This is a genomic window from Novosphingobium sp. SG919 (genome assembly GCF_012932495.1).
Taxonomy (GTDB): Bacteria; Pseudomonadota; Alphaproteobacteria; order Sphingomonadales; family Sphingomonadaceae; genus Novosphingobium; species Novosphingobium rhizosphaerae.
On sequence record NZ_JABCNG010000006.1, the window covers coordinates 355,501 to 368,299 of the forward strand.

The following is a 12,799-nucleotide window of genomic DNA, read 5'->3' on the forward strand; positions in this document are numbered from 1 at the left end:
TAATAGAACGTGGTGGCCGGCCGGCGCGCACGCCTATCGAGCTTGGCCTGTCATGTGATGCCCTGCTTGCCGGGCGAGAGAATGTGGTTGGGATCGAGCGCCTGCTTGAGCCGGGCATTGAGCGCGCGGTTCGCCTCGCCATACTGGCTGGCCACCAAGTCCATCGTCGCCACGCCGGTGCGATAGGCCGCCCAACCGCGCTCGCCGAACGTCGTCACCATCTCGCGGATGCAGGCATCGGCCTTGCGCTCTTCCTCGGGCACCGATTTGTCATAGAGGATGAAGATCAGGTGGTGCAGTTCGCGCCCGCCGATTGCATAGGCCACGGAATAGTCGAGATCGTATTTGCCCAGAATCTGCTTGGCCAGTTCGGTCTGCGCGCTGGTTTCCTCGCCCTTGGCCGGGGCCACCGGGGCAAAGCAGGTCATCCCGCCGCCGCGCCAGCGCATGATGCCCTTTTCCTCCAGCGAGAGTTGGCCGCTCATCAGGTTCTTGTGGTGGTTGAACCACTTGTTGCCACCCATCTCCTGCTCGGTCAGCACTTCGCCACCCGAACTCTCGAACGCGTGGCGCACGATCGGTTCGACCGCAGCGATGATCTCTTCGGTGCCGTAGAGGGCAAAGTAGGTATTCCACATGCCCAGGCCTTGGCGGCGGGCGAAGTCATGGATCACCGCATCGGGCACCGAGCCGGGTTTGTCCCAGATTTCCTCGCGCCGGTGGAACATCGCCAGTTGATAGGCCGCGCCCATCATCAGCACGACATTGGGGATGAGATTGTTCATGCGGAACGGGCGCATGGCATCCACGATCCGGGCCACATCGCCCATTGCATCGTGGCGCACCATGAACGGCTTGAACGCCGGCGGCTTGGGCATCAGCCAGAAGCCCAGCTTCGTCACCACGCCAAAGTTCGACTGGGTGAAAATGCCATCGACATAAGGCCCATAGCCCCACTTGAACGCCTGCCAGGTGGTGGAGTTCTTGACCGAACCCATCCCGGTGCGCACCAGCGTGCCATCGGCCAGCACGACTTCCATCCCGCACTGCATGAAGAAGTGATCGCCATAGGGGGTATAGCCGACCCCGCGCTCCAGCGTATTGCCGAGCGGCGAGACGATCGGCCCAACCGTCGGCACGTCGATCCAGAACGGCAGGTCGTGCGCCACCAGGTAATCGTGCAGGTCCTGGTAGGTCACGCCCGGTTCGACCAGGGCGGTGCCAAGGTCTGCATCGATCGCGATGATCCGGTTCATCCGCTTGAGATCGAGGATCATCTGGCCGCTGCTGGCCGGCGTGGCACAGCCATAACCCATGTTCTTGCCGGTGCTGACCGTCCACAGCGGCAGCTTGTGGCGATTGGCCACTTTCAGGATCGCCTGGACCTGCTCGACCGATGCAGGCGCCACTGCCCCGCTCGGGATATGCTCGCCACGCGGATCGGGGGTAAAGCTCTTGGCATAGGGCAACGTGCTTTCGGGATCGGCAAAGACCCATTCCGCCCCCACGATCGCCCGCAATTCGGCCACGACCGAAGCAAAAGCCGCACGATCGAGATGGACTGGCAGCACCCGCGGCCCATCGAGCGGGGAGGCTATCGCCGGCGTTGCCAGCGCGGCGGCACCGGCCACGCCGGCACGCATCATGTCACGTCGGGACAGGCTGCTCATTGCGCCAACTCCTTGGGATCGGCTTTGGCCCGGCTCACCCAGACGGACAGCGCCCGCAATTCCGCGTCGGTGATTTCGGTGGGACGAAACGCGGGCATGGCACGCGGCCCGGAACGGACCATTTGCGCGATGTAGGACGCAGGCAGCTTGCGGCCCCGGATAATCGGGGCCACATGGGCGCCGTGGCAATAGCCGCAGGTCGTGGCATAGATTCGCTCGGGCGGACGCGGCGTTTCCTGTGCCGAGGCACTGGCGCCCGCTCCGCACAGGCCGGCCGCCACCATAGTCCTGACCATGAGCAAGGCTGCCCTGCGTGCAGCCCGCACGCAGGAACCCTCGCCGCTCCATTTCGGCATCATCCCGTCTCCCAATCGTCAGATTTTGTTCTGATCGCTGCCGCGCCAACTCAAATCAGACGCTTCGCAAGATTGGTGATGGCTAGGCACAATCTTTCATTGTGTCAAGTTTCAGTCTGCAGGACTGAGCGTCACGCAAAGGCGCGGCAGGGGGCGGCCGGCGATCTGTGCTGCCAGCACCTGATCAACCCCAAGAGATACAAGGATGATTTCAACGATCTGCTCGGGATAGTCAGGCAGCACGAGGCCGCGCAGCATCGATCCCATTGCCGCCAGCGAGGTTCCCAGGATGCAATCGCGCGCGATGGCGCTGCTGACCGGACGCAGCAGCCCCGCCTTGATTCCATCGATCGCGGTCAGTTCGGCCTGCTTGTAGGTTTCCGCACCGAAAATGATGCCGTTGGCGCTGAGATTGACCATCGACCAACCCCAGCGCGGATCCTCGCGCGTCTTGTGCAGATAGAAGCGAATGGCGGCGGCGGCCCGCTCGCGCGGATCTTCCAGCATGGAAACCGCGTTATTCACCGCCGTCAGGAAATCGTGCGTCACTTCATAAGTGACCGCCTCGCGCAGTTCCGCCATGCCGGTGAAATGATCGTAAAACGTGGCCCGGGTAATGCCGGCACGCTGCGAAACTTCCTCGACGCGAACCTGAAGGCCATCCTGGCTGCCGAACAGTTCGAAGGCGGCCGCGATGATGCGGGCGCGGGTCTTTGCCCGGCGCACTTGCCCGATTTCGATCCGCCGTTCGCTCGAATGCTTGGGGTCGGCCACGCTTGCTTCCTGTTGCTGATGCCCTTTTGCGTCTATCGCCGGCGCCGCCGGGGCGACAGGCGTAAAATGTGCCGCCACCCTTGGGCGAATAGGCTTCTATGCCGCCCTCGCCACCCGCTTCAGCAACGCTGGCATTGCCAATCCGAGTGCGATCGCGCGATAGGCATAGCTTGCCAGGAGCGCGAGCCAGATGCCCATGTCGCCAAGCGGTTTCAGCGCAAAATCGGTCAGCAGGTAAAGCACCAGCGCCACCAACGCAGCGTTGCGCAAGATGCTGCCCGCGACGGCGCCGATGAAGATGCCGTCAAGCAGCCAGCTGGCCACGCCGACCGTGGGGATCGCCGCGCACAACGGCAACATCGCCTCGGCCAATGCGCGGATGGCCGCGTCGGGGGTGAGGAATGCGATCGCATCGTTTCCGAAGATCAGGATCAACACCGAAAACAGCACGCCGCCAGCCAGCGAAAACTCGCCGGTCAACCGGATCGCGCGCAACAGGGCCGGCCGGGAGCCCGCGCCGATTGCAGCACCGACCCGCGCCTCGGCCGTGAAGGCGAATCCGTCAAGCACGAAGGCACTGATGCTGACGAACTGCATGAGCACGTGGTTGGCCGCCAGCGGAACCGGCCCCAACATGGCGGCCGACCGCGTGAACCATGTGAAGATGCCCAGCATGGCGAGCGTTCGCACCATGATGTCGGCATTGACCACGACCAGACGCCGGATTGCCGCTGCCTCGAGCAGTCGTGCCTGGCCAATGGCGCCCATCTGCCCCCGCCACGCCGGGCCAAGCACGAGGCGGATCGCAACGATGCCACCGCCCAGTGCGCTCCATTCGGCCAGCGTCGTACCGAGGCCAACGCCGCGCGCGCCCAGGCCCAGCCCGCCAACGAACAGCAGGTCGAGCCCGATGTTCACCCCGTTCATCACCGCCTGCACACCCAGCGCCAAGCGCGTGCGCCCAAGGCCCAGCAGCCAGCCGTTGATGGCGTAGAATCCCAGCGCTGCAGGCGCACCGAACAGGCGCATGGTGAGAAACGCCCGCGCCGCAGCGCCCACGCCGCCCGGCGGCGCCATGATTGACAGACTCATCGGCACGATCACCGGCGAGAGCGCCAGCACCACCGCGCCCAGCGCGAGGCCGAGGCCGAGCCCGCGCAGGATGGTGGCGAGGATTTCCGTTTCGTCACGCGCTCCGTGCGCCTGCGCGGTGATGCCCGTAACCCCCATCCTCAAGAATCCGAAGGTCCAGAACACGAGGTTGAGGATGGTCGCCCCGAGCGCGACGCCGCCGAGGTTGCGCGCATCACTGAGCCGGCCGATCACCGCCACATCAACGATGCCGACCAAGGGCACCAGCGCCTGTCCAACAATGATCGGCCAGGCCTGGGCAAAAATGGCGCGCCTGCTAATCGTGGTCATGGCGTCGATCGGATCATGCTGCCGTCGGTTCCCCAAATGGCGTTTACGGCCGCGCCCTTGGCAGCGCCGGGCCGGCCATGCTCATGAACCGACGCGAGCTCTTGAGCAATCTCCACCGCCTGCGCGGCGAGCGTCCGCCTTCAAACTTTACGACTGCGCAAAGACTTCCGCAGCATTTTCCAGGACGTCCGCTTCCCTGCTGCACCGCCAATCGTGCCTGGCTATTGCGGGTCTTCGAGGCTGAACTGGTCGTCGTCCTCGTGGTAGGTAAAGACTTCGGCATAGCGGCCCCAGTTGGTGACGGTCTTGAGCGTTTCGCTGGCGAAGTCGGGGCTCATGTGGTCTTCGAGCTCGTCGCGGAAGCGGCGGGCGGGCGCCTTGTGGCTGGCGCGTTCATCCAGGATGCGGCGGATGTGGCCGGCCAGCGGAACGTGGGCGAGCAGGGCTTCGCCGAACATCGCCTTGCGGTGATCGACATCGGCCTGGGCATAGCGGCGCGCGGCAGGGGTGAGCAGCAGTTGCGCGCCGCGCAGTTCGGCAAAGCGCAGCAGTTGCAGGGTTTCGGCCATGGGAAACAGATCGTCGATCTCGAAATTGAGCGAGTCGGCCAGTTCGGCCATGCTGGCTTGGCCATTGAACGGGGTGCCGTCCACTTCCTCGATCAACCCGGCGAGCGTGTTGGTGGAAACGTGCGGCAGCACCATGGCGATGCCGGTGCCGGGGAACACCCCTTCCCGCAAAGGCGCGGCATCAGACGGGCGCGCGGTCATGCGGGCATAGATATCGTCGACCAAGGCGCGGAACGGGGGATCGAGGCGGTCGCGCGGGCGCGGGATATCCACCTTGATTTCCGCCACGACCCGGCCGGGATTGGACGAGAACACCAGGATGCGGTCGCACATCTGGACCGCCTCCTCGATATTGTGGGTGACGATCAGGATCGACTGGATCGGCATGCGCCCTTCCGACCACAGATCGAGCAGATCGGTGCGCAGGGTTTCGGCGGTGAGCACGTCGAGCGCGGAAAACGGTTCGTCCATCAACAGCAGCGCGGGATTGACGACCAGCGCACGCGCAAGTCCGACGCGCTGCCGCATGCCGCCCGACAGTTCCTTGGGATAGGCGTTTTCAAAGCCGTCGAGGCCGATCAGGTCGATCGCGGCGAGCGCGCGGGTGCGGCGTTCGGGTGCGGGCACCTTTTGTGCTTCCAGCCCGAGTTCCACGTTTTGCAGCACGGTGAGCCAGGGGAACAGGGCGAAGGTCTGAAACACCATGGCCACGCTGGGATCGGGGCAATCCGGGCTGGCGATGCGCGTGACGGTGCCCTGGCGCGGCTGGATCAGGCCGGCGATGGAGCGCAAGAGCGTGGACTTGCCCGAGCCCGAGCGGCCGAGCAGGCCGACAACCTCGTTCTGATAAAGCGTGAGATCCACGTTTTCGAGCACGAGATGGCCGCCCGGTGGCGGACCGTAGAAATGGTTGAGGCCCTTGACCTCGATCAGCGGCTGAGCCGGCACGATGGTTGCCATGGCGGATACTCCGGAGAAAGTAGGGTCAGGAAAGGCGCAGGCGACGTTCGCCGAAGGCATAGAGCGGACGCCAGACCAGGCGGTTGAAGCCCAGCACGAACAGGCTCATCACGGCGATGCCCAAGGCCACCTGGCGATAGTTTCCGGCCGTGGTGGCATCGGCAATATAGGCACCCAGGCCATGGGCGCGAAGATGATGGTCGCCCCAGGTGACCACTTCGGCGACGATCGAGGCGTTCCACGAGCCGCCCGAGGCGGTGAGCGCACCGGTAACGTAATAGGGGAATACGCCCGGCAGCGCGACCTGGCGCCACCATTGCCAGCCTTTCACGCCGAACATGCCAGCCGCCTCGCGCAGGTCATTGGGGATGGCGCTGGCCCCGGCGATCACGTTGAACAGGATATACCACTGGGTACCCAGGATCATCAGCGGCGAAAGCCAGACATCGGGCGCGAGATCGAAGCGGACGATGGCGATGACCGCAAAGGGGAACAGGACGTTGGCCGGAAAGGCGGCCAAGAACTGCGCGACGGGCTGGACGCGCTCCGCCAGCCGCGGGCGCAGGCCGATCATGACGCCGAGCGGCACCCACACCAGGCTGGCAAGCGCGATCAGCACGATCACGCGCAGCATCGTGATCAGCGCATCGCCCAGGGCCTGCGTGAGATCGGCCATGGTCAACCAGCTGAGCAGGTAATGGCCGGTCCAGCCCAGCGCCACCGCCACGCCGAGCCAAACCCCGAGTTGCCAGGCCCGCTCTGCCCAATGGCCAGGCTGACGCACCCGCGCTGCCCCTGAACGACGCGGCCGCGGTTCGAGCGTGAGGAGCAGGCGGCCAAGCGCACCAAGCGGCGCCAGCACCACCGGCAGCAACCGGGTGCGGCGCAGCAGGCCATGGAACCAGCTGCGCGGGGCATCGGCACCGGCGGTCTGTTCGAACCGGAAGCGATCGGCCCAGGCCACGATGGGGCGGAAGAACAATTGGTCGTAGGCCAGGATCACCACCGCCATCGCCCCCACCGCCCAGCCGACTGCGCGGAAATCCTGCTGCTGGATCGCCAGGGCAAGGTAGGACCCGATCCCTGGCAGCGTGGCGGTGGTGTTGCCCACCGTGATGGCTTCGGATGCGACGACGAAGAACCAGCCACCCGACATCGACATCATCGCGTTCCACACCAATGCCGGCGTGGCATAGGGCAGATCGAGGCGCAGGAAGCGGCGCAGCGGTGACAGCCCAAAGCCGTAGCACACCTCTTCCAGGTCATCAGGCACGCTGCGCAGCGACTGATAGAAGCTGAACGCCATGTTCCACGCCTGCGAGGTAAAGATGGCAAAGACGCTGGCCAGTTCCACCCCCAGAACGCTGCCGGGAAACAGGTTCATGAAGAACGTGACCGTGAACGTGAGGAAGCCCAGGATCGGTACCGATTGCAGGATGTCGAGCGCAGGGACGATCAAGCGACCGGCATGCCGGCTGCGCGCGGCCAGCGTGGCCACCACCAGGGTGAACACGGTGGAGGCGAACAGCGCGGCGAACATGCGCAACACCGTGCGCAAGGCGTAATAGGGCAGATGCGCCGGATCGAGCGTGACCGGTTCGAGGTCCAGGCTGGAGAGCGGCGCCACCACGCCCTCGGCCGTGCGAAACACCAGCACGGCGAGCCCCGAAAGAATGGCGAAGGCAATCGCATCCTCCCGGTTGGGCCGGGAGAGACGCAACATGCGCGAAAAGCTGGGCAGGCGGGTGGACGTCATGATCCTGAGGCCCTTTTAGAAGCCGGCGTGGACGCGCAGGGCAAAGACATTGGCCGGGCCGCGATCGCGGTTGTAGCCCGGATTGGCGATGTGCTGGTAATCGAACGTCAATGAACCCCACCCGACCGGGCGGAACGCGTAATAGGCCTCCACGATCTGCTCGTTGCCGGGATCGGGCAGCGCGCCATCACCGACCAGCACACCCAGCCCGCCGGCGGCGAGCCAGCGCTGGTGCGCGGACGAGATGCCGTTGACCACGCCGGCCAGGGCCACGGTGTCCTGCGGGCGGCCCCAGGCCTTGCCCTGCAGCGCTGCACCCAACGCGACGGTGCGATCGATATCGGTGAAATCATACGTTTCGATGGTGCCGTCGCTGTATCCCGCGCGCAGGAACAGGCCGAGGTTGGCAGTAATTTCCTGTTCGGCATTCATGGCGATGCCGAGGCGATCGCGCATGGTGCGCACCGGTGCCAGATCGGGCGCCTGGCCGGTGGCGCGGGCCAGGGCCAGGGCATCGTCGAAGCGGGCAAAGAGGCCCCGATTGCGAAACGCGGTGACGCGAACCGCACCGGGATGGCCACCCAGGGAAAAACGCCGCTCCCCTTCCACGATGATGGCGTTCTGCCGAAAATCGCTTTCCAGCGCGATGCCGTTGGGGACCTTGGACAAGTTGTAGAGCCCGGCCCGCAGGGTCCAGGGGCCCTGGTACCATTCCGCGGCGACGCCGTAAGTATAGCCCCAAGCGTTGGCGGCGTAATCGAAGCTGCCGGTATCGACGAGGGACCAATTGAGGAAATCGCCGCGCGGATCGTGGGCATAGCGGTTGGTGTCGAATACATCGCCAACGCCCATCTTGCCGGCCGTGATCACCACACGGTTGGCCGTGGTGACGCCGCGCAGCTGGTTGATCCCGGCATCGAGCGCAAGGGCACTGCCGCCGAGCGCAATCGTCTGCCGCAGGAACGCCCGCTGCAGCTTGAAATAGGGGCTGAACTGGCCAACCTTGTAGGCCTCTGCACTGGGAAACCCGCCGGCGCCCAGCGTGTTCGACAGGCCAAAGCCCTGGTCGATTTCGGGATTCACCCAGATTTCCGCGCCCTGCCAGGGCCGCGCGCCAAGATAGAGCGTGACATCGTTGGTGGCCTTGACCTGGCGCGGCGCCAGGCTGTTATCCCCCATATAGGGCGAGGCAAAGCTGCCGACGCCCTGGGCCACCAGGGTATACTGGCCATGGATAGCGGCAGCCTGATCCGAGGCTTGATCTGGCGTGCCGGCAAATGCCGGCGCGTGGGCCAGGCCACATGCGGCAGCGCCGGCAAGAGCCAGCCGGCCAGCCCTGCAGCCATCAATCCATGCAGCCATCACGCGCGTCACCGCCGCGTGCCTAGCGGCGGAATGTGACAAGCCAATGTTGCGAAGAGCGGACGCGCGCAGGGCGCGCGCCACGAGCGGGAAAACGATTCCGGTCATTCATTCGGTCCTTGGTCGGGAAGCAGTCACCCGACCGGACCGAAGACACATCACACGACGTGCCGCGCAATCCGGTTGGGCAAGCTGCCGGCCGCAACGCAAGCGCCAGTGAGGCTTTCGAGCCTACTGTCGCCCTCGTCGGCGGCATGTTTGCAACTTCGCGGCATCATGAGATTCCTTGGAGATCATCGGGCCAGCCCCACCCCGCTGATGCGGGATCGCAGCGACTCTACTTGGGCGCCCCTATACCCTAGGGGAGTATGGTATCAAGTTAAAAAAGGGACAGGATCGTGAGCCACGTGGCCGCCGAGAAACAGAAACTGCTCAACCGTCTCAAGCGCATCAAGGGACAACTCGACGCGCTGGAGCGGGCGGTAAGCGCCGAGGTGGAATGCGCCCGCGTGCTGCAGCAGGCGACGGCGTGCCGCGGCGCATTGGAAGGGTTCATTGCCGAAGTAATCGAGGACCATATTCGCGAGCACATGGTCGATCCCAGCCTGCCTGGAAGCGACCCCAAGACCCAGGCCGCCGAAGAACTGGTGGCGATCATCAAGGCCTATCTGCGCTGAGCCCTGGGCTGCCGGCCCGGCAGGATGACCCCGTGTTGTTTGCAATTGGCTACGCCGATGCTGCGGTATAGGGTGCCGCCGATGAACCCGTCGCGTCCTCTGGCCACAGCCGAAACCGTTACCACGCCACCTGCCACGCCCGCCCCGAGAGACGGCCGCTCCCGCGTGCGCCCGGACCGGCCGCTGCGCCCGCGCGAACTGCAGGACTGGCTCAACAGCCGGATCTATCACCCCCTGTCATGGCGCATGGCCTGGGCGCTGGCGCCCACGCCGATCACGCCCAACATGGTCTCGGTCTTTGGCGCAGCGATGGTGGTGGCAGCGGGCATCGCCTATTGCCAGCCGGGCTGGCCCTGGACCACACTGCTCGGCCTGGTGCTGCACATGAGCTGGCACGTGGTGGACGGCGCCGACGGCGACCTTGCGCGGCTGACCAAGCGCAGCGGACCCAACGGTGAGATGGTCGACGGGCTGTGCGATTATGGCAGCCATACCGTGGTCTATCTGATGCTCGGCTGGTGGCTGCAGCAGCATGTCAGCGCCTGGTGCTGGATCGCCGTGGTGGCTGCGGGGCTAAGCCGGATCGTGCAGGCCAATCATTACGAAGTGCAACGCCGGCAGTATCAGTGGTGGGCCTATGGCAACGCCTGGCTGCGGCAGGATGACGTGCCGATCACCGGGCCCGGCACTGCGCTGGCACGGCTTTACCTGCTATTGGGCCGTGCCCTGGCGCCGGGCGGCGCCGAGGTGGATGCCGCGTTCGACCGGCTTGCGAGCGACCCGACGCGTGCCGGCAGGGCGCACGACATCGCCCGCGCGCATGCGGCAGACCTTTTGCCGTCGTGGCGCATCCTGGGCGCGAACAGCCGCACGATCCTGCTGGGCCTGGCCGTTCTGGCCGGATCGCCGCTTTATTACTTCCTGTTCGAGGCGGTGCTGCTCAATCTGGTGCTGATCGCCTCGATCCATCATGCGGGCAGCGCGGCAAAGCGGCTTGAAAAAGATTTTGTCGCCTCGCGGGGTGACGCCTGAAAAAGCCGGTGAGAGCGGTGAAGCGTTGCAAGAGAGCGGCGAAGCGAGCGCTTGATTGCAACATAGATGCAGCACGGCAGTCATAATGTAACAAGTGCTCCACCCTCCATTGCCATGTTCCCAGTATTGCTCTATTTTGGCCATTCCGGTCCGGACCGTCCGGGTTCCACCCATTCCACCCTGTGCAGGGGCACGATGGGCAGCACCGCGAAAAGGCAGTTTCGTTTGAGTGTCAGGCAGGCATCTCGCTGAAAATCAGCTGGGGGTGCCGGTCTGGCCGCAGGAGAATTACCTAAAATGCCATCGATCAAAGTCGCGGTTATTGGCGTCGGGAACTGCGCCAGTTCACTGGTTCAGGGTGTTTTCTATTACAAGAACAACAACTCTTCCCAAGGCCTGATCCACGATGTCATCGGCGATTACGTGCCCGGTGACGTGGAATTCGTTCTGGGGATCGATGTCGATGCCCGCAAGGTGGGCAAGGACCTGGGCGAGGCGATCTTTGCCGCACCCAACAACACCACCGTGTTCTACAAGGACGTGCCGACCATCGGCACCAAGGTGATGCGCGGGCGCGTGCTGGACGGCGTGGCCGACCACATGACCGTGGCCGGCGAACGCGGGTTCATCGTGGCCGAGGGCGAAGACCCCAGCCAGGCGGACATCGTGGCAGCGCTCAAGGCGTCGGGCGCTGAAATCCTGCTCAACTTCCTGCCCGTGGGTTCGCAGAAGGCCAGCGAATTCTACATGGAATGCGCGCTGGAAGCCGGCGTTGCCGTGGTCAACTGCATCCCCGTGTTCATCGCCAGCAACCCGGAATGGGAAGCGCGTTTCCGCGCGGCCGGCCTGCCGATCGTGGGCGACGACATCAAGGCCCAGGTGGGCGCCACCATCGTGCACCGCACGCTGTCCACGCTGTTTTCGGCGCGCGGCGTGACCACCGAGCGCACTTACCAGCTCAACACCGGCGGCAACACCGACTTCCTCAACATGCTCGACCGCCATCGCCTGTCGAGCAAGAAGGAATCGAAGACCGAAGCCGTGCAGGCCATGCTGGCCCAGCGCCTGGCCGAGGAAAATATCCTGATCGGCCCGTCGGAATACGTTCCGTGGCAGAAGGACAACAAGATTTGCTTCCTGCGCATGGAAGGCGTTCAGTGGGGCAACGTTCCGGTGAACCTGGAACTGCGTCTCTCGGTGGAAGACAGCCCCAACGCTGCAGCTTGCGTGATGGATGCGATCCGTTGCTGCAAGGTGGCGCTGGAACGCGGTGAAGGTGGCGCGCTGATCGGCCCGTCGGCCTATTTCTGCAAGCACCCGCCGCAGCAGTTCATCGACGATGTCGCCCTGCGCATGGTCGACGAATATATCGCGGCGGTGCCGCAGGCTGCCGAATAAGCATGGATACCGCTGCCGGGCTGCGGCCCGCTGATGGCATTGCCCATGGCGCAGTTGCGCCCCGGCATGCGGTTATCCTGGCTGCTGGACTGGGATCGCGCTTGCGCGATCTCAGCCAGTCGAAACCGCTGACCCCGGTTTGCGGTTTCCCCTTGCTGGAACTGGGCGTGCGCCAAGCCGCCGCTGCCGGCATTGCCCATATCGTGGTGGTGACCGGGCACGAGGCGGCCCGCGTGGAAGCCGCCCTGCCCGATCTTGCCGCCCGCTGCGGCGTGTCGATCACGGCCGCCCGCGTGGCGGACTGGACCCTGCCCAACGGCCATTCGGTGATCGCCGGCGCTGCACTGGTGGATGGTCCGTTCCTGCTGATGATGGCAGACCACATCTTTTCCGCTGAAATCCTGCAACGCCTGACGGGCGAAGGGGCAGACACGCGCGATGTGACGCTGGCGATCGATCGGCGGCTGGACAATCCCCTGGTCGATCCTGATGATGCCACTTGGGTGCGCACGCGCCCAGACGGCACGATTGCCGCGATCGGCAAGACCATCTTTCCCTATGACGCCGTCGATTGCGGCGCATTCCTGGCCACGGCTGCCTTGCCGGCCGCAATTGCCCAGGCCGTTGCCCAGGGCAAGCCGGGATCGCTGTCTGACGGGATGCAGGTCTTGGCCGATGCCGGCCGCGCCGCGACTATGGAAATCGACGGCGCCTGGTGGATCGACGTGGATGACCCACGCGCCCATGCCCAGGCCGAAGCCGACCTGCCCCAGGCAATTCCCGCGCTGTTCAGCCCGGCGATCTGATCGCCAGACGCGCACGC

General features: G+C 64.9%; 11 protein-coding genes. 4 read left to right on the forward strand and 7 right to left on the reverse strand.

Annotated features, from left to right (window positions below; all coding sequences use genetic code 11):
* Window positions 1–50: 50 nt before the first annotated feature.
* The 7 genes from FHT19_RS21755 to FHT19_RS21785 all read right to left on the reverse strand — a co-directional run bounded on the left by FHT19_RS21755 (window position 51) and on the right by FHT19_RS21785 (window position 8,869).
* Window positions 51–1,670 carry an FAD-binding oxidoreductase gene (locus FHT19_RS21755; protein WP_169476769.1) on the reverse strand — a complete coding sequence of 540 codons (1,620 nt, stop codon included), beginning with the start codon at window positions 1,668–1,670 and terminating at the stop codon, window positions 51–53.
* Entirely contained in the window at window positions 1,667–1,966 is a 300-nt protein-coding gene (locus FHT19_RS21760; protein WP_169476770.1) for a cytochrome c, read from the reverse strand. Before FHT19_RS21760 ends, FHT19_RS21755 begins: the two co-directional genes overlap by 4 nt.
* A 171-nt stretch (window positions 1,967–2,137) precedes the next feature.
* Window positions 2,138–2,800, reverse strand: coding sequence for a TetR/AcrR family transcriptional regulator (locus FHT19_RS21765; RefSeq protein WP_169476771.1), 663 nt, complete (start codon window positions 2,798–2,800; stop codon window positions 2,138–2,140).
* A gap of 96 nt (window positions 2,801–2,896) precedes the next feature.
* Window positions 2,897–4,222: an MATE family efflux transporter gene (locus tag FHT19_RS21770; protein WP_169476772.1), complete on the reverse strand. Its 1,326-nt coding sequence runs from the start codon at window positions 4,220–4,222 to the stop codon at window positions 2,897–2,899.
* 221 nt (window positions 4,223–4,443) lie between these two features.
* The gene (locus FHT19_RS21775) at window positions 4,444–5,751 is read right to left on the reverse strand and encodes a nitrate/sulfonate/bicarbonate ABC transporter ATP-binding protein (RefSeq protein ID WP_169476773.1); all 1,308 of its coding nucleotides are present in this window, start codon (window positions 5,749–5,751) and stop codon (window positions 4,444–4,446) included.
* Between the two features lie 25 nt (window positions 5,752–5,776).
* Window positions 5,777–7,507, reverse strand: coding sequence for an ABC transporter permease subunit (locus tag FHT19_RS21780; RefSeq protein WP_169476774.1), 1,731 nt, complete (start codon window positions 7,505–7,507; stop codon window positions 5,777–5,779).
* A 15-nt stretch (window positions 7,508–7,522) separates the two neighbouring features.
* Window positions 7,523–8,869 (reverse strand): carbohydrate porin, encoded by a 1,347-nt coding sequence (locus FHT19_RS21785; protein ID WP_169476775.1) that lies wholly within the window; start codon window positions 8,867–8,869, stop codon window positions 7,523–7,525.
* Between the two features lie 398 nt (window positions 8,870–9,267).
* Between FHT19_RS21785 and FHT19_RS21790 the strand changes: the two genes are divergently transcribed.
* The 4 genes from FHT19_RS21790 to FHT19_RS21805 all read left to right on the forward strand — a co-directional run bounded on the left by FHT19_RS21790 (window position 9,268) and on the right by FHT19_RS21805 (window position 12,782).
* Window positions 9,268–9,546, forward strand: coding sequence for a metal/formaldehyde-sensitive transcriptional repressor (locus tag FHT19_RS21790; RefSeq protein WP_169476776.1), 279 nt, complete (start codon window positions 9,268–9,270; stop codon window positions 9,544–9,546).
* A gap of 57 nt (window positions 9,547–9,603) precedes the next feature.
* A complete protein-coding gene (locus FHT19_RS21795) occupies window positions 9,604–10,578 on the forward strand; it encodes a CDP-alcohol phosphatidyltransferase family protein (protein ID WP_248290601.1) in 975 nt (324 codons plus the stop codon).
* Window positions 10,579–10,875: 297 nt separating this feature from the next.
* Window positions 10,876–11,976, forward strand: coding sequence for an inositol-3-phosphate synthase (locus FHT19_RS21800; RefSeq protein ID WP_169476777.1), 1,101 nt, complete (start codon window positions 10,876–10,878; stop codon window positions 11,974–11,976).
* A 2-nt stretch (window positions 11,977–11,978) separates the two neighbouring features.
* The gene (locus FHT19_RS21805; RefSeq protein ID WP_169476778.1) at window positions 11,979–12,782 is read left to right on the forward strand and encodes an NTP transferase domain-containing protein; all 804 of its coding nucleotides are present in this window, start codon (window positions 11,979–11,981) and stop codon (window positions 12,780–12,782) included.
* Window positions 12,783–12,799 lie beyond the last annotated feature (17 nt).